Raw genomic sequence first — 16,341 nt, 5'->3', positions numbered from 1 at the left:
CCCGATTTCTCCATCCCAAGGCTTGTCTAACTGGGTTGGCAACGGCTACTTTGATCTTTGACCTCAATAACCCCGTAGGATGCGGTGAGCAAAGCGAACCGCATCAGCGCCAAGACCATGCAGACGTGAGCACGATGCGGTTCGCTTTGCTCACCACATCCTACGAAGGACTCGGCGTCCGTGAACACCTACGACCATGGGGCGATGTCGCGCCATTACGGCAATGAAACATTGTGCAACGAAACAATGAAAAACGAAGCGAGCCTCCGAGTTTGTTGAATCGCGGCACAATTCTTACAGTTTCCCCTCGGCCATCAACAGCTTGCGCTCATGACTTAGCCCTTTCAACAAACCCCAGGTCATGGCCAGCAGAATGGCAGTGAACGGCAGACCGGCGGTTATCGCCGAGGCCTGGATCGCCCCCAGCGCGTCGTCTCCACCGCCAAAGATCAGGGCCGCCGCTATCGCACCTTCCATGATCACCCAGAACACCCGTTGGGCCGTGGGCGCATCGGTCTTGCCCCCGGCGGTGATGCTGTCAATCACCAGGGAACCGGAATCCGAGGAAGTCACGAAGAACACCAGCACCAGCACGATACCAATGAACGAGGTCACGGTGACCAGAGGCAGGTTTTCCAGCATCTGGAACATCGCCAGCGGCACCTCGGTCAGGCCGTTGGCCGCGAGCGCACCGATGCCCTCCTGGATCTGCTCCAGTGCCGTGCCACCGAACGCACTCATCCACAGCACCGTAATCAGGGTTGGAACCACCAGCACCGCGGTGATGAATTCCCGCACGGTACGGCCCTTGGACACCCGGGCAATGAACATTCCCACAAACGGTGACCAGGAAATCCACCAGGCCCAGTAGAACACGGTCCAGCCATGGAACCAGGCCTCATCCTCCCGACCGAACGGGTTACTCAGCGGTACGATGTTGGCCACATACGCCGACGAGGTGACCCACATCGTGTCCAGCACGGTCATGGTAGGGCCGGCGAACACTATGAAGAACAGCAGCAACCCCGCCAACACCATGTTGATGTTACTCAGGACCTTGACCCCGCCATCCAGGCCCCGCAGGACGGATATCAGGGCCACCAGGGTAACGCCGGTAATGATGGTCATCTGGGTACTGATGCCGCTGGAGGTGCCAAACAGGTAGTCAATCCCGGAAGCGGCCTGCTGCGCGCCAAAGCCCAGCGAGGTGGCCAGGCCAAAGATGGTGGCCAGTACCGCCAGGATATCAATGATGTGTCCCGGCCAGCCCCAGACCCGGTCTCGCAATAAGGGGAAGAACGCCGAGCGGATTGTCAGCGGCATGCCTTTGTTGAAGGCGAAGAACGCCAAAGACAGTGCCACAACCGCATAGATCGCCCAGGGGTGCAGTCCCCAGTGGTACATGGTCGCCCCCATTGCCATACGCGCGCCTTCGTCCGAGTTGGGCTCGGCACCCAATGGGGTTCCATACCAGTCCGTGTAGTAGGCAACCGGCTCCGCCACCGCCCAGAACATCAGGCCAATGCCCATGCCTGCGGCAAACAGCATGGCAAACCAGGACACGGTGGAGAACTCTGGGCGGGCGTCCTGGCCTCCCAACCGGATGCGACCCACCGGCATAAAGATCAGCGCCAGACAGACCACAACAAAGATGTTCGCACTGATCAGGAAAAACCAGTCGAACGTATTGATCGCCCCCCACTTGGCACCGTCCAGCAATTCCTTGGACGCTGCCGGGAAGATCATGGTGCCAGCCACGAACAGCACAACCAGCACCGCCGCAATGGGAAACACGGGTTGATGAAGATCCAGGCCGAACGGATTGATATTATCCTGACCGACCACGTAATCGGTTTGATACTCGTCTTTGACAACGTTGCCCACAGACAGAGCCTCCTGTATTCGAGTCAACTTCAAGGAAAGGCCATAGCCTTTGCTTTGGAAATACTCGAACCAGTTTATTGGTTTGACCTCAAAAGTTCAAAACGGCCAAGCCGCCGGGCCACCTATGGATCGACTGCACTCTACACTTCACACGGCCCCTTGTGTTGGTCGCCATTCACCCCAAACAACGACTTCACAATAGCAGCGCCCGGCCATCGATCATTTTTACATCACTAAACAAATATCACCTGCCCACCCGACACAAACTGGCTCGTCACCGGCGCGCATCGCCCTTTCGCCCCACCACGCAAACCCACCAGAAAAACGCCGGCATTCACCAACTCCCCGGCATTGGCCACGGCGACGTCACCATTGCCAAAAAGCTGTTTCCTTTTGGCAATGGCTAGTGTAGACTTCGCTCCCGCTAAGTTACTGAAGGCATTCGCAGCAGTAACACGGAACCCAGCAAGCCTGGCTTGCATCACGGGCCTCCGGTAGCGTCTCGGGGCGTAGCGCAGCCTGGTAGCGCACCTGTATGGGGTGCAGGTGGTCGCAGGTTCAAATCCTGCCGTCCCGACCATATCGATCAACAACAAAGCCCGGTGTCGAAAGACCCGGGCTTTGTTGTTACTGGGCAAGACCCATTACGACGCCTTCTTTGGCGAGACCCACATGGAAATCCTGGCCCGGAATACCGGGGCATCCTTGGTGTCTTTGATCTCGACATCCACCAGATAGACTCCCGGTTCACTCCAATCCGCCTTTTCCGACGGCCGGGCCACCGCAACCAGGTCTGTACTGGCCTTCTTCAGGTATTCAACGGTCATGCCCTGTGGAATCCAGCGATGAGTCGAGGGAACGGTGACCTCGGTCATTGTTCCGCCCGCGAGCTCTGCCATGTTGCACATGGCAATGGCATGCATGGTTCCCAGATGATTGAGAACAGATCTGCGCTTGGCGACATGCACTTCACAATAGCTGGGCTTCAGTTCTTTGAAGCTCGGGGAAATGCTGCCAAAGTACGGCGCCTTCAGACACAGAAACTTGGAGAAAGCCCATTTACCTCCGGGTTTGGAGGCCAGGTTTTCCCATATTTGGAGCGTGCTCAACGATGTTTTCATTCAACTTTCCTTTCGCAGAAGGCCTGATAGAGCTACCTAGCGCTCTATCAGGCCGTCGCGCTCATCATCACTAGGCGATCTTTACGTTCATCGTGATCTCTGCGGTAAATACCTTCTCGCCTTCTTCATTGAAGACCTCGACCGGTACCACTTTTTCGCCCGCCGTGTCCCAGTCGACCGCCTCGCCGCAGGCTACTGCCCTGAGGTCGGTCTTCGCTTTCGCCAGATAGTTAACCGTCATCCCCTGGGGGATCCATCTGCCACCACTGGGAATGGAAACATCAGTCATCAAGCCGGCGACCAGTTCAGCCACATTACACATCGCAATGGCGTGGACAGTCCCCAGGTGATTGGTGATCTCCTTTCGGAAAGGAACCCGGGCTTCAGCCAAACCTGGCTTAAGTTCAGTAAGTTGCGGGTTGATCGTGCTGAAATAAGGCGCCTGCTGGCACACCATGTTCGAGAAACTCTCAGGACCGAAGGCGCCGAAGGCGGCAAGGGCTTGGCTCATAAATCACCACTCCGTATTAACTGTAAATGAACAGAAATTTCTTAACAGAATACTATTCTGTTTGCGAAAAATATTCTGTTTTTGAAGCGGGTGTCAAGGGTTAAAATGTGGAGCCACCGCGGAATCTCCCGATGGACATCTGAACAAGTGAAGATCTTATGAGTGAAATCAGTATCTTGGAGCGACGCTTTCCAGGCCGCAGAGCAGGCTTAAAGCGGGAAATACTTCTGCAGGCATTGGCCTGCTTCAATGAGTCCGGGATCGAGGCGACCACCATCGATGCCATCAAGGCGCGCTGCGAGACCAGTGTTGGCGCCATTTACCACCATTTTGGCAATAAGGAGGGGATTCTCGGCGCCCTTTTCTTCACCGCTCTGGACGATCAGCACGAACACTTCGTACATTATCTGGAGAGGGCAGGCACGCTGGAGGAAGTCGTTTTCTCAGTGGTCTTGAGCTATGTGGACTGGGTTGTAAAGCACCCAGACTGGGCGCGCTTTCAGTTTCAGGCACGATCCTCTATTGTAAAAGGACCTCACTATCAAGAGCTTAAAGAGAGAAACACCAAGACTTACCGGGAGCTGAAGGAGAAGTTTGCGGCAGTTGGCAGCGCCCAGAAAATCGCCCCACCTTTTGAACTGCTGCCGTCACTGATCATTGGTGCTTCAGAGAATTATTGCAGAGCCTGGTTGTCAGGAAGGGTGCAGACCTCGCCGAAGGCCTACGGCGAGCAGCTCGCAAGTGCGGCCTGGCGCTCTATCCAGGGTTGAATCGACTCTGATTGAATCGGCTCTGGCCGGACCGCTTCCCTGCGGCCCACACCTGTTTACGGGCCAAAGCCCCAATCAAGGACCATCAAAAAAGATCCGCATTCAACCACAGGTGGGTCAGAATGGAGGCAGCGTAGCCCAGCGCGATCACCGGCGTCCAACGCAGGTGAGTCATCATGGTGTAATAACCCCTTGCCTGCCCCATCAGGGCGACTCCCGCCGCGGAGCCGATGGACAGCATGGAGCCGCCGACACCCGCAGTCAGGGTTACCAGCAGCCATTGGCCGTGGGACATGTCCGGCTCCATGGCGAGAACGGCAAACATCACCGGTATGTTGTCCACGATGGCAGACAGCACCCCGACCGCCGTATTGGCGGCAGTTTGGTTCCAGTTGGTGTACATCAGGGTGGATGCTTCGCTGAGGTACCCCAGATAACCCAGTCCGCCCACACACAGCACCACGCCGTAGAAGAACAACAAGGTATCCCATTCGGCCCGGGCAATGGGGTTGAACACATCAAAGGGAATGGCATTGTCCAGCCGCGCCAGCAGGCGCTCATTATTTTCGCGGATGGCCTGGGCGCGCTCTTTAACCACACTACGCTCGAAGCTCAGTCGCAGGTAGTAACCCAACACCTGCAAGTAGCCCAGCCCCATCATCATGCCGACTACCGGCGGCAAGTGCAGGAAGTTGTGACCCAAAACCGCGGTGGCGATGGTCAGCAGGAACAACGCCACCGTCCTGCGGGCGCCCCGCTTCATGATGACTTGCTCTACCGCCTGCTTTGGCGGCTCGTTGGGGATGAAGAAATGCATGATGGCCGCAGGCACCAGGAAGTTCACCAGTGACGGCACGAACAGCGCAAAAAACTCGGTGAAATCCACCACACCTTTTTGCCAAACCATCAAGGTCGTGATGTCGCCAAAGGGCGAGAAAGCGCCGCCCGCATTGGCGGCGACCACGATGTTGATACACGCCAAGCCGATAAATCGGGGACTGTTTTCTCCCACCTTCATCACCACGGCACACATCAGCAGCGCCGTGGTAAGGTTGTCGGCCACGGGGGAGATAAAGAACGCGAGGATTCCAGTGATCCAGAACAGCCCGTTATAACCAAAGCCCTTGCTCACCAACCAGGCCCGTAATGCATCGAACAGCTGGCGCTCCTCCATGGCATTGATGTAGGTCATCGCCACCAGCAGGAACAGTAACAGCTCAGAGTATTCCAACAGATTGTGCCTCAGCGCCTCAGTGGCGCTCTCGCTCTCCCCATAACTCGCTGCCAGCCCCGCCACCAGGAACCAGATCAGCCCTGCCGCCAACAACACCGGCTTGGATTTGCGCATGTGAAGCTTTTCTTCAAGCATCACGAAGGCGTAGGCCAGCACGAAGATGGCAATCACAAGGTAGCCGATCGGGTGGCTGGTCATGCTCAGCGCGCCCCCCTGCGCCGCACTGGCGACACCACTGGCGACCAACAGAAACAGACTGGCTACCGCCAGCGCCACACTGAACAGGCGACGCCTGAGCAGTAGCCTGGACGCCTCCAAACTACGGTTTCCGACTCGCATGGATTCAACCTCATCTGCAGTTCAAAGTTTTAGGAGACAAATTGTCCGAAAAATCGGTGAGTAACACCACAGCACCTTAGTACACGGATCGCCTAAGTCATCTCTGCACAAAGGATAGAAATGATGAGCCAGGACAAGAAAGAACAGATATAAAAAAACCGAAGGCAACGCCTCCGGTTTTTTTTTTGCAAAACGAGCATCACTTGACGGGGGCGCTGAGCACCTCGAGCACTTCTTCCAGCTCGGTAATCATTTGCCGGATCAGCTGCTTGTACTGGGAGGTGTCGTCTTTGATCTCATGGCTACTGAGCTTCTGCTTGGCGCCACCAATGGTGTAGCCCTGGTCATACAGCAGGCTGCGGATCTGACGAATGGTGAGCACATCGGAGCGCTGGTAATAGCGGCGATTGCCGCGACGCTTTACCGGCGACAGCTGCGGAAATTCTTGCTCCCAGTAGCGCAGCACGTGCGCCTTGACCGCACACAAGTCGGCCACTTCCCCGATGGTAAAGTAGCGCTTTCCCGGTATGGCCGGTAATTCGTTGTTATGACTGGGTTCCAACATAAGCTTCTACTTTCTGCTTCAGTTTCTGGCCTGGCCGGAATGTCACCACACGCCGCGCACTGATCGGAATTTCTTCACCGGTCTTGGGATTGCGTCCCGGTCGCTGTTTTTTGTCACGCAGGTCAAAGTTGCCGAATCCGGAAAGCTTGACCTGCTCATTGTGGCTGAGAGCGCCTCTGATTTCATCGAAAAAAGCTTCTACCATTTCCTTGGCTTCGCGCTTGTTGAGCCCTAATTCCTCGTACAATCGTTCTGCCATTTCCGCTTTTGTCAAAGCCGCCATGCATTAACTCCTCAGTGTTGCCCCCAGCTCTTCCTTCAATGCCGCTATCACACCGTCGAAGAGCGCGTGCACTTCTTCTTCGTTAAGGGTCCTTTCCGGATGCTGCCAGAACAGGCTTAGGGCCAGGCTGCGATTGCCCGCGCCCAGGCTCTCTCCTTCGTAAACGTCAAACGCTCTCAGCGAGGTGAGGTGCTCGCCCGCCGTCTGTTTAACGACGCGCTCTACATCCGAAAACGCTGTTTCGTTGCCGATAATAATAGCCAAATCCCGCCGAACTTCAGGGAATTTTGAAATTTCTTTGAAATTAGGCACATAACCGGTAACGATTGAGTTCAAGAATAGCTCAAACATCAGAATCGTGCCATTAAGTTCAAGTTTTTTCTGAACTTGCGGATGTAAGGCGCCCAGCCAGCCGACCGACTGGCCGCCAATTCTGAGTTCTGCGGTCTGCCCCGGGTGCAGCGCCGGATGGATACCCGGCGCATACTCAACAGTCACGCCCAGCAGTTGGAACAGGCTTTCCAGCTCGCCTTTAACATCAAAGAAATCAGCGTCGCGGCGACCGTTGGCCCAATTCTCGGGCACCTGGGGCCCAGCCACAACGCCTGCCAGCATCGGCTGCTGATCGATGACGTCTCCGTTCTGGACAAAGCGCAGACCGGTCTCGAACAGACGCACCCGAGGCTGCTGGCGATTCAGGTTGTAGGCAACGGTCTTGACCAGTCCGCTCCACAAGGTCGTCCGCATCACCGACAGATCGGCGGAAATCGGGTTGGCCAGCGGAATGCCTTCATGCTCGGGATCCAGCAGCGCCTGCACCTTGGGATCAACAAAGCTGTAGGTCACTGCCTCCTGGTATCCACGGGCAACAAAATAGTTCTGGACCGTAGTGAGCGGACGGATGGCTTCCGGCTGCGGACGCAGGCCCAGCGATCCTACAGGCTCGGTTACAGGCAGGTTGTTATAGCCAAAGATACGCCCGATCTCCTCGATCAGGTCCACTTCAATGGCCAGATCCGGCCGGAAGCTGGGCACATGAACCCGCCAGCCATCCTTGAGCAACTTGTCGATATGCAGCCCCAGACGGGTCAGGATTTCTTCCACGATGTTGCCGTCTATTTCAAGGCCCAGCACATCCGCCACCTGTTGCTCGCGCAGGTCAATCGTGCGATCCAACGGCAGCTTCGATTTACTGGTAACTTCCACAATGTTACCCGGCTCGCCACCCACAATGTCCATCAGCAGCTGCGTTGCCCGCTCCATCGCCTCGCGCGGCAACTGGCAGTCCACGCCCCGCTCGAAGCGGTGTGAGGCATCGGTATGCAAACCGTAGTGACGGGCTTTTCCGGCCAGGGCAATGGGCTCAAAATAGGCCGCCTCCAGCACCAGATCCCGGGTGTTCTCGCTGACCCCGGAATGCTCACCCCCCATCACCCCGGCGATGGCCACCGGCTTCTGGCGGTCGGCAATCACCAGCGTATCCGGCGTCAGCTCCACTTCCTGGCCATCCAGAAGGACCAGCTTTTCGCCCTTCTCGGCCAGACGCACCACAATGCCGCCAATGAGCTCTTCACGGTCGAACGCGTGCAACGGCTGCCCCTGCTCAAGCATGACGTAGTTGGTGACGTCCACCGCCGGATCGATGGAGCGAATCCCGGACCGACGCAGCCTTTCTTGCATCCACAGCGGCGTCTGCGCGCTCAGATCCACGTTGCGCAGAATCCGGGCCAGGTAGCGAGGGCACGCTTCTGGCGCTGTCACAGCGACATCGATGAGGTCCGAGTGCACCGGCGCAACGGCGTCGATTTCCGGCCCTTCGACCGGGAGGCTGTTCAGTACGCCCACTTCCCGGGCGATGCCGCGAATGGAGAGGCAATCGCTGCGATTGGGTGTCAGGTCGACGTCAATGGTGACATCGTCGAGCTGCAGGTAGGTGCGCAGATCCTGTCCCACCGTCGCGTCCGCGGGCAGTTCCATCAGGCCTTCGTGGCTGTCCGACAGGCCCAACTCGGATTCTGAGCACAACATGCCCTGCGAGGGTTGCCCACGCAGTTTGGCCTTCTTGATCTTGAAATTCCCGGGCAGCACCGCGCCGACCACCGCAAATGGCACCTTCAGCCCCTCGCGCACGTTAGGCGCGCCACACACCACCTGAACCACTTCTTCGCCGCCAGCCACCTGACAGACACGCAGCTTGTCGGCGTCCGGGTGGGGAACCACATTGGTGACCTCACCCACGATGACGCCGGAGAATGACCCAGCCACCATTTCAAAGCCGTCCACTTCAAGCCCCGCCATGGTGATCTGATCCACCAGAGCCTGGGTGTCGATGTCGGGGTTAACCCATTCGCGTAGCCACTGTTCACTAAATTTCATGGTGTCTGCCTTGTTCTGAATCCGGTATGCGGAAGTAATTCAATACCCAGGAGTGCTGTTATCGGAACTGACGGAGAAAGCGCAGATCGTTCTCAAAGAACATGCGCAAGTCATTCACGCCGTAGCGCAACATCGCCAGGCGCTCCACCCCTAAACCAAACGCAAATCCCCGATACTCTTCGGGATCAATTCCGCAGTACTCGAACACCTTGGGATGAACCATGCCGCAGCCCATCACTTCCAGCCATTTGATGCTACCGTCTTCTTCACGCCCCCATTCGATGTCCACTTCCGCCGACGGCTCGGTGAACGGGAAGTAGGATGGCCGGAACCGAACCGCCAGATCCTTCTCGAAGAACACCCGCAAGAACTCCTCAACGGTACTCTTGAGATCGGCAAAGCTCACGTCCTTCTCCACCAACAGGCCTTCCACCTGGTGGAACATGGGAGTGTGGGTCATGTCGGAATCGCAGCGGTACACCCGACCAGGACAGATCATCCGAAACGGCGGCTTGCCATCTTCCATGGTCCGAATCTGCACCGGCGAGGTGTGCGTGCGAAGCAGCGTGCCTGGATTGAAATAGAACGTATCGTGCATGGCCCGCGCCGGATGGTGGCCCGGAATATTCAGCGCCTCGAAGTTGTGGTAGTCGTCTTCGATTTCCGGACCCTGTTCTACGGTGTAGCCGGCTCGGGCAAAGAACTGCTCAATGCGTTGCAGCGTGCGGGTCACCGGGTGCAAGCCGCCAAGATCCTGGCCACGACCGGGCAGGGTCACATCGATGGATTCGCTGGCCAGTTTGGTATCCAGGGCGGCCTGCTCCAGAGCATCTCGCCGGGCGTTGATGGCCTGTTGTACCTGGACCTTGGCGTCGTTGATTTTCTGGCCCGCTGCAGGACGTTCTTCCGGGGACAACTTACCCAGGGACTTTAACTGTTGAGTGAGTACGCCTTTCTTACCGAGGTAATCGACGCGAATCTGATCCAGTGCCTGCAGACCGTCGGCCTGCTCTACCGCAGCCAGCCCGCCCTGAACAAGTTGCTCCAGGTTTTCCATTGACCCTGCTCCAAAACCAAAAAAATGGAAGTTCTGAAGGAGCCTGTGAATACGTCGGACCGAGGCATTCGACGCATTCAAAGGCCCCCTAAACAAAAAATAGGGGAAGAGCGTGCTCTTCCCCTATCATCGGGTGCTCCGAAGGGCACCACAATCGATCATCAATCGATGAAAGAGCTAAGCGATCACAGAGACGCTTTTGCCTTCTCAACAACAGCCGCGAATGCTTGCTGCTCGTTCATGGCCAGATCAGCCAGAACCTTACGATCGATTTCTACATTCGCCTTCTTCAGGCCAGCAATCAGGCGGCTGTAGGACAGACCATTGGCACGGGCGCCAGCATTGATACGGGCGATCCACAGTGCGCGGAACTGACGTTTGCGGTTGCGACGGTCACGGTAAGCGTACTGACCCGCTTTGATAACCGCCTGCTTGGCAACACGGAATACACGGCTACGAGCGCCGTAGTAACCCTTGGCCTGATTCAGAATCTTCTTATGACGACGACGTGCAACCACGCCACGTTTTACGCGAGGCATATTTTAATCCTTCTGTTATCCAGTTAAACGCTTACTGACCGAGCATGCGATTGATAGAGGCCACGTCAGACTTGGCGATCAGCTTGGTACCACGGAGCTGACGCTTACGCTTGGGACTCTTTTTGGTCAGGATGTGACTGGTGAAGGATTGCTTATGCTTGAAGCCGTTCGCGGTTTTCTTGAACCGTTTGGCGGCCCCGCTCTTGGTTTTCATCTTAGGCATTTCTAAAACTCCGCATTCTATTTTTTAAAAACGCATGTGGTTCTGAACGACAAATCCCCCGCATCAGCAGGGGATAGATCATGCTGTCCAGAATCACTTCTTCTTACGGGGCGCCACGACCATGGTCATCTGGCGGCCTTCCATTTTCGGCCGCTGTTCTACCTGGCCCAGCTCCTCAAGATCGGCTTCAATGCGGTTCATGAGCTTCATACCAATTTCCTGGTGTGCCATCTCACGGCCACGGAAGCGGATCGTGATTTTGCCGCGGTCCCCGTTTTCAAGGAAACGTATCAGGTTGCGTAGTTTGACCTGATAATCCCCCTCTTCAGTTCCTGGACGGAACTTCAGCTCTTTGACCTGCGTCTGCTTCTGCTTCTTCTTGGCAGCCGCCTTGGCCTTTTTCTCTTCGAAGACCTTCTTGCCGTAGTCCATTATCTTACAGACGATCGGATCGGAATCCGTAACCTGAACCAGATCAAGAGACGCTTCTTCGGCCCGTTTGAGTGCATCCTCAAACGGTACAATACCCACCTGCTCGCCTTCGGCGTCGATCAGCCGAACCTCGGTAGCCTGAATGTTCTCGTTGATAGGTGCTCGTGGAGCACGTCCACCCCGATTCGCTCGCTGTTTAATAATCAGATCTCCGTTTAAATTTTGCCTTTGCGTTCAACGGCTTCAGCCAACAAAGCCTCAAACGCCTCCAGCGTCATGGTACCCAGGTCTTCGCCCTTGCGGGTTCTCACCGCAACCGCACCGGCCTCGACTTCTTTATCGCCGACCACGACCAGATAGGGAACCTTGTTAAGAGTATGCTCGCGGATTTTAAAGCCGATCTTCTCGTTTCTCAAGTCGGCATTAACCCTATAACCCTTGGATTGCCATTTTTCTGCCAAATTTCGGCAATACTTGCCCTGGTTATCGGTAATATTTAGCACCGCCACCTGGGTTGGCGCCAGCCAGGTCGGGAACGCGCCTTCGTACTCCTCGATCAGGATACCGATGAACCGCTCGAATGACCCCAGTACCGCCCGGTGCAGCATTACCGGCGTGCGACGCTCTGAGTTGTCGGCCACATACTGAGCCCCCAGGCGGCCCGGCATGGAGAAATCCACCTGAATGGTGCCGCACTGCCAAACCCGGCCAATACAGTCTTGCAGCGAGAACTCGATCTTGGGTCCGTAGAACGCCCCTTCTCCGGGCAACAGTTCCCAGTCAACACCCTCACGGTTGAGCGCCTCTTCCAGCGCCGCCTCGGCCTTGTCCCAGACCTCATCCGATCCGACCCGCTTTTCCGGACGGGTCGACAATTTGTAGAGAATCTGTTCAAAGCCAAAGTCCTTGTAGACTTCGTGCAGCAAATCGATAAAGCGGGACACTTCCTGCTGGATCGCGTTCTCTTCGCAGAAGATGTGGGCATCATCCTGGGTAAACCCGCGCACTCGCATGATGCCGTGCAGCGCCCCGGAGGCCTCATTGCGGTGACAGGAGCCGAATTCCGCCAACCGCAACGGCAAGTCCTTGTAGCTTTTCAGGCCCTGATTGAACACCTGAATGTGACAGGGACAGTTCATCGGCTTGATGGCGAAGTCGTGTTTCTCCGACTCCGTAGTGAACATATCGTCGTGGAACTTGTCCCAATGACCGGATTTTTCCCACAAGCTCCTGGAAACCACCTGTGGTGTCTTGATTTCCTGGTAACCGTGATTGCGCAACTTGTCGCGCATGTACTGCTCAATCTGCTGGTAGACGGTCCAGCCGTTGGGGTGCCAGAACACCATGCCCGGCGCTTCTTCCTGCATGTGGAACAGGTCGAGCTTCTTGCCGATCTTGCGATGGTCCCGCTTTTCGGCCTCTTCCAAACGGTGCAGATAGGCCTTGAGCTCCTTCTTGTTACCCCAGGCGGTGCCATAGACCCGCTGCAGCTGCTCGTTGTTGGTGTCGCCGCGCCAGTAGGCCCCGGCCACCTTGGTCAGCTTGAACGCCTTTAGCTTGCCGGTGCTGGGCACGTGCGGGCCTCGGCACAGGTCAATAAAATCGCCCTGACGGTAGAAGGACAGATCTTCCTCTCCGGGAATATCTTCGATGATGCGAACCTTGTACTCCTCGCCCATTTCGTCGAAGAGCTTGATGGCCTCATCCCGTGATAACACCGAGCGGGACACCAGAATATCCTGCTTGGCGAGCTCGTCCATCCGCTTTTCGATGCGCGCCAAATCTTCGTTGGTAAACGGGCGCTCGAACCTGAAGTCGTAGTAGAACCCGTTATCGACCACTGGCCCGATGGTTACCTGAGCGGCAGGAAACAGCTCCTTGACGGCCATGGCCAATAGATGCGCGGTGGAATGGCGGATGATGTCTACGCCGTCTTCGTCGCGCTCGGTAATGATTGCCAGCTCTGAATCATCCTCGATACGGTAGCTGGTATCCACCAGCTTGCCGTTGACACGCCCGGCCAGGGCCGCTTTGGCCAAGCCGGCACCGATATCGGCGGCGACGTCGTGAACGGATACAGGCTCCGCAAAACTGCGGTGGCTGCCATCAGGCAGGGTTACTACGGGCATGGTTGACTCCAGTCAGCGGTGATCCCTACGAAAGACCACATGTTATCGGTACGCCGCGATACAAGACGCGGTCCGGTTCGGCTCGGGATTTTAACAGGGCGTCAACAGCGGTGTCATGCAAATCAGCGGAACTGCGACCACATTCACAGCGGTGCGGCAGCCAGGAGAGGCCTTGCGCAGTACCCAGCGCCTTCCTGAACGAGCCTTGGCGGGACCGCGTCGGTACAAAAAAGCTCCCCGTGCAGCGGAGCCCGGCTGCAAACCGAAACCGATCAAGCGGTCGCTCCGCCCTGCTCCCGTTCCCGGCGGCGGAGTTGGCCAAATGCCACGACCACCAGCAACAGCAGGGCCGGGATAATCATCAACTCCTTGGGTGGACGTTCCAGCTGAATCTGAACCGCGTCGACGGTCCAGTCAAAGTAAATGCCGGCATCCTCCGCCACGCTACCGAACCCGACAAAGTCAACCACCATGCGATCGCCATCCTGCCGCAGCTCCAATCCCGCTTGCATTAACCGGTGCTCCGGCGTCTCACCCTCGGGTAATGGCAATTCCACAAACGTGGACACCTCGCTCCCGTCAAGGGACATCCCTGAGGCCTGAATCAGGAGACTGTCATCGACCGCCACCTGTTCCACATGGCGCATAATCTCGGTGCCCGGCCGGTTTTCGGTGGGCGGATAAATCATGTCCCACCAGAACCCTGGCCGGAACAGCGTGAAGGTAATCAGCAACAACAGGGCCGATTCCCATTTACGGCTGCGGGTGAACCAGTAGCCCTGGGTGGCCGCCGAAAACACCAGCATCGCCGTCACAGCGCTGAACACCGTCACCAGCAGATCAAACCAGCCCGACAGCCCGATCAGCAGCAATTGGTTGTTGAAAATGAACATAAACGGCAGGATGGCGGTGCGGATATCGTAGGTAAAACCCTGGATACCGGTACGTATGGGGTCGCCCCCGGATATCGCCGCTGCGGCATAAGCCGCCAGCCCGACGGGCGGCGTATCGTCCGCGAGAATGCCGAAGTAGAACACAAACAGGTGTACGGCGATCAATGGCACAATCAGACCATTCTGCGCTCCCAGTGTGACAATGACCGGCGCCATCAAGGTAGAGACCACAATGTAGTTCGCCGTGGTCGGCAGCCCCATGCCCAGGATCAGGCTGATGATGGCGGTGAAGATCAGCATCAGCAACAGGTTGCCACCGGATATGAACTCGACGAACTGGGTCATCACCAGCCCGATGCCGGTCAGCGTCACCGTGCCCACGACAATGCCAGCCGTCGCCGTCGCCACACCAATGCCCACCATATTTCTGGCGCCCGCTGCCAGCGAATGAACCAGGTCACTGAAACCGTGCCTGCAAGCCTCAAAGACCGGGACGTTCCTATGGAAAAATGCCTTCAAGGGTCGCTGGGTGATCACGATGAATATCATGAACACCGTTGCCCAGAACGCGGACAACTGGGGCGAGAAGCGTTCAACCGTCAAACACCAGACCAACACCACTACCGGCAACAGGTAGTACAGCCCGGTCTTTACCGTAGAACCCACCGGCGGCAGTTCCGCCAACGCCGCCTCGGGATCGTCTTCCTCCAACTCCGGGAAGCGGGTGGCGTAGGCCACCAAGCCGACGTACACCGCCAGCACAATGGGCGCCAGCACCCAGACCGCGGCCGCTCCCAGCAGCTCCTTGCTCCAGCCTATCCCGTAATACACGGCAAAGGTGAGGATGCACAGCCCCAGCAACAGCACAACCCAGTTGAGCATGCGCTGGGCCAGGGTCGGCCGGTCCAGGCGTTCGATGCCGTGCATTTTCAGCTTACAGGCCTCCAGATGCACGATGTAGATCAGCGCGACGTAGGAAATGAGTGCCGGCAGGATGGCGTGCTTGATCACCTCCAGGTAGGAAATGCCCACATACTCAACCATCAAGAACGCCGCCGCCCCCATGATCGGCGGGGTGAGCTGACCATTGGTGGATGCGGCGACTTCCACCGCCCCCGCCTTGGTGGCCGGAAAGCCGACCCGCTTCATCAGCGGTATGGTGAAGGTACCGGTGGTCACCACATTGGCGATGGATGAACCTGAAATCACGCCACTGAGCCCGCTGGAAACCACCGCGGCCTTGGCTGGGCCGCCTTTCATGTGCCCAAGCAACGCATAGGCAACCTTGATGAAATAGTTACCGGCCCCGGCGCGCTCCAGCAGGGCCCCAAACAGTACAAACAGGAACACAAAGCTGGTGGATACACCAAGGGCCACCCCGAACACCCCCTCGGTGCCCAGCCATTGATGGGCCGCCAGTTTTTCAAGGCTGGCCCCTTTATGGGAAATCACTTCCGGCATATAGGGGCCTGCCAGGGAATAGACGATGAACACGGTCGCCACGATCGTCAGCGGCAACCCCAGCGCACGTCGTGTCGCTTCCAGCAACAAGACCAGCCCACCCAGGGCCACGATCATATCCTGCAGGATTGGCGCACCAGGCCGGGTTGATAATTGTTCGTAAAAGACAAAGAGATAGGCCGCGGCAAAGGAGGCCGCCAGGGCCAGCACCCAATCGTAGATCGGGACATGGTCAACGTGCTTTCCCTTGATCATGGGAAAGGCCGTAAACGCCAGGAAGGTGGCGAATGCCAGATGGATCGAACGAGCCTCGGTGGAATTTAGAATACCGAACTCGAAGATATAGGGCAGCGGAGATGCGATCCAAAGCTGAAAAAGCGACCAGCAAAGCGGCACGACAAAGAGAATGGTCGCCGCAGGACCGGTTGCCGCCCGTCCCCCGGACTCGGTCTGCAAAAACTGATCGACGCTAGCATGGTCCCTGCTGTCGCTGGCTTTGGGCTCACCGTTGGCCATAGTTACAT

General features: G+C 57.1%; 15 protein-coding genes and 1 tRNA gene. 2 read left to right on the top strand and 14 right to left on the bottom strand.

The window, feature by feature from the left end:
* Positions 1–294 precede the first annotated feature (294 nt).
* Together N6L25_RS14700 and N6L25_RS14695 are read right to left on the bottom strand one after the other, a co-directional pair.
* Entirely contained in the window at positions 295–1,884 is a 1,590-nt protein-coding gene (locus tag N6L25_RS14700; RefSeq protein WP_271981717.1) for a BCCT family transporter, read from the bottom strand.
* A gap of 233 nt (positions 1,885–2,117) precedes the next feature.
* Entirely contained in the window at positions 2,118–2,366 is a 249-nt protein-coding gene (locus N6L25_RS14695; RefSeq protein ID WP_271981715.1) for a hypothetical protein, read from the bottom strand.
* A 21-nt stretch (positions 2,367–2,387) separates the two neighbouring features.
* Here N6L25_RS14695 and N6L25_RS14690 point away from each other — a divergent pair.
* Positions 2,388–2,464 (top strand) — tRNA-Pro (locus N6L25_RS14690).
* Between the two features lie 64 nt (positions 2,465–2,528).
* Here N6L25_RS14690 and N6L25_RS14685 read toward each other — a convergent pair.
* On the bottom strand, positions 2,529–3,005 hold the full coding sequence (locus N6L25_RS14685) for a hotdog fold domain-containing protein (RefSeq protein WP_271981713.1): 477 nt from the start codon (positions 3,003–3,005) through the stop codon (positions 2,529–2,531).
* A 70-nt stretch (positions 3,006–3,075) separates the two neighbouring features.
* Positions 3,076–3,516, bottom strand: coding sequence for a hotdog fold domain-containing protein (locus N6L25_RS14680; protein ID WP_271981711.1), 441 nt, complete (start codon positions 3,514–3,516; stop codon positions 3,076–3,078).
* A gap of 158 nt (positions 3,517–3,674) precedes the next feature.
* Here N6L25_RS14680 and N6L25_RS14675 point away from each other — a divergent pair, with 158 nt between their 5' ends.
* A complete protein-coding gene (locus N6L25_RS14675; protein WP_271981708.1) occupies positions 3,675–4,286 on the top strand; it encodes a TetR/AcrR family transcriptional regulator in 612 nt (203 codons plus the stop codon).
* 85 nt (positions 4,287–4,371) lie between these two features.
* Here N6L25_RS14675 and nhaD read toward each other — a convergent pair whose 3' ends face one another.
* The 10 genes from nhaD to N6L25_RS14625 form a co-directional block, all read right to left on the bottom strand.
* Complete coding sequence (nhaD, locus tag N6L25_RS14670) at positions 4,372–5,859, bottom strand: sodium:proton antiporter NhaD (protein ID WP_271981706.1); 1,488 nt, start codon at positions 5,857–5,859, stop codon at positions 4,372–4,374.
* Positions 5,860–6,058: 199 nt separating this feature from the next.
* Positions 6,059–6,424 carry a MerR family transcriptional regulator gene (locus tag N6L25_RS14665; RefSeq protein WP_271981704.1) on the bottom strand — a complete coding sequence of 122 codons (366 nt, stop codon included), beginning with the start codon at positions 6,422–6,424 and terminating at the stop codon, positions 6,059–6,061.
* Entirely contained in the window at positions 6,405–6,707 is a 303-nt protein-coding gene (gene ihfA, locus N6L25_RS14660; protein WP_071264800.1) for an integration host factor subunit alpha, read from the bottom strand. Before ihfA ends, N6L25_RS14665 begins: the two co-directional genes overlap by 20 nt.
* A gap of 3 nt (positions 6,708–6,710) precedes the next feature.
* A complete protein-coding gene (gene pheT, locus N6L25_RS14655) occupies positions 6,711–9,083 on the bottom strand; it encodes a phenylalanine--tRNA ligase subunit beta (RefSeq protein WP_271981700.1) in 2,373 nt (790 codons plus the stop codon).
* Positions 9,084–9,141: 58 nt separating this feature from the next.
* A complete protein-coding gene (pheS, locus tag N6L25_RS14650; RefSeq protein WP_271981698.1) occupies positions 9,142–10,140 on the bottom strand; it encodes a phenylalanine--tRNA ligase subunit alpha in 999 nt (332 codons plus the stop codon).
* Positions 10,141–10,325: 185 nt separating this feature from the next.
* On the bottom strand, positions 10,326–10,679 hold the full coding sequence (gene rplT, locus N6L25_RS14645; RefSeq protein WP_091814168.1) for a 50S ribosomal protein L20: 354 nt from the start codon (positions 10,677–10,679) through the stop codon (positions 10,326–10,328).
* A gap of 31 nt (positions 10,680–10,710) precedes the next feature.
* Positions 10,711–10,902: a 50S ribosomal protein L35 gene (gene rpmI / locus N6L25_RS14640; protein ID WP_271981693.1), complete on the bottom strand. Its 192-nt coding sequence runs from the start codon at positions 10,900–10,902 to the stop codon at positions 10,711–10,713.
* 93 nt (positions 10,903–10,995) lie between these two features.
* Positions 10,996–11,541, bottom strand: coding sequence for a translation initiation factor IF-3 (infC, locus tag N6L25_RS14635; protein WP_271981828.1), 546 nt, complete (start codon positions 11,539–11,541; stop codon positions 10,996–10,998).
* 8 nt (positions 11,542–11,549) lie between these two features.
* Positions 11,550–13,463, bottom strand: a complete 1,914-nt coding sequence (thrS, locus tag N6L25_RS14630; protein ID WP_271981691.1) for a threonine--tRNA ligase — start codon at positions 13,461–13,463, stop codon at positions 11,550–11,552.
* 272 nt (positions 13,464–13,735) lie between these two features.
* Positions 13,736–16,333 carry a TRAP transporter permease gene (locus N6L25_RS14625; protein ID WP_271981688.1) on the bottom strand — a complete coding sequence of 866 codons (2,598 nt, stop codon included), beginning with the start codon at positions 16,331–16,333 and terminating at the stop codon, positions 13,736–13,738.
* Between the last annotated feature and the right edge of the window lie 8 nt (positions 16,334–16,341).

Origin of the sequence: Marinobacter sp. SS21 (assembly GCF_028369065.1) — a bacterium.
Classification (GTDB): Bacteria; Pseudomonadota; Gammaproteobacteria; order Pseudomonadales; family Oleiphilaceae; genus Marinobacter.
Note: the sequence above shows the minus strand (reverse complement) of the source record. Positions and strands in the feature narration are given on the sequence as shown.

What these genes read in the sequence shown, in the direction of transcription:
- N6L25_RS14695 (WP_271981715.1), bottom strand. Translation starts at nt 2,366, where the DNA reads ATGCAAGCCAGGCTTGCTGGGTTCCGTGTTACTGCTGCGAATGCCTTC.
- N6L25_RS14685 (WP_271981713.1), bottom strand. Translation starts at nt 3,005, where the DNA reads ATGAAAACATCGTTGAGCACGCTCCAAATATGGGAAAACCTGGCCTCC.
- N6L25_RS14680 (WP_271981711.1), bottom strand. Translation starts at nt 3,516, where the DNA reads ATGAGCCAAGCCCTTGCCGCCTTCGGCGCCTTCGGTCCTGAGAGTTTC.
- N6L25_RS14675 (WP_271981708.1), top strand. Translation starts at nt 3,675, where the DNA reads ATGAGTGAAATCAGTATCTTGGAGCGACGCTTTCCAGGCCGCAGAGCA.
- nhaD (WP_271981706.1), bottom strand. Translation starts at nt 5,859, where the DNA reads ATGCGAGTCGGAAACCGTAGTTTGGAGGCGTCCAGGCTACTGCTCAGG.
- N6L25_RS14665 (WP_271981704.1), bottom strand. Translation starts at nt 6,424, where the DNA reads ATGTTGGAACCCAGTCATAACAACGAATTACCGGCCATACCGGGAAAG.
- ihfA (WP_071264800.1), bottom strand. Translation starts at nt 6,707, where the DNA reads ATGGCGGCTTTGACAAAAGCGGAAATGGCAGAACGATTGTACGAGGAA.
- pheT (WP_271981700.1), bottom strand. Translation starts at nt 9,083, where the DNA reads ATGAAATTTAGTGAACAGTGGCTACGCGAATGGGTTAACCCCGACATC.
- pheS (WP_271981698.1), bottom strand. Translation starts at nt 10,140, where the DNA reads ATGGAAAACCTGGAGCAACTTGTTCAGGGCGGGCTGGCTGCGGTAGAG.
- rplT (WP_091814168.1), bottom strand. Translation starts at nt 10,679, where the DNA reads ATGCCTCGCGTAAAACGTGGCGTGGTTGCACGTCGTCGTCATAAGAAG.
- rpmI (WP_271981693.1), bottom strand. Translation starts at nt 10,902, where the DNA reads ATGCCTAAGATGAAAACCAAGAGCGGGGCCGCCAAACGGTTCAAGAAA.
- thrS (WP_271981691.1), bottom strand. Translation starts at nt 13,463, where the DNA reads ATGCCCGTAGTAACCCTGCCTGATGGCAGCCACCGCAGTTTTGCGGAG.
- N6L25_RS14625 (WP_271981688.1), bottom strand. Translation starts at nt 16,333, where the DNA reads ATGGCCAACGGTGAGCCCAAAGCCAGCGACAGCAGGGACCATGCTAGC.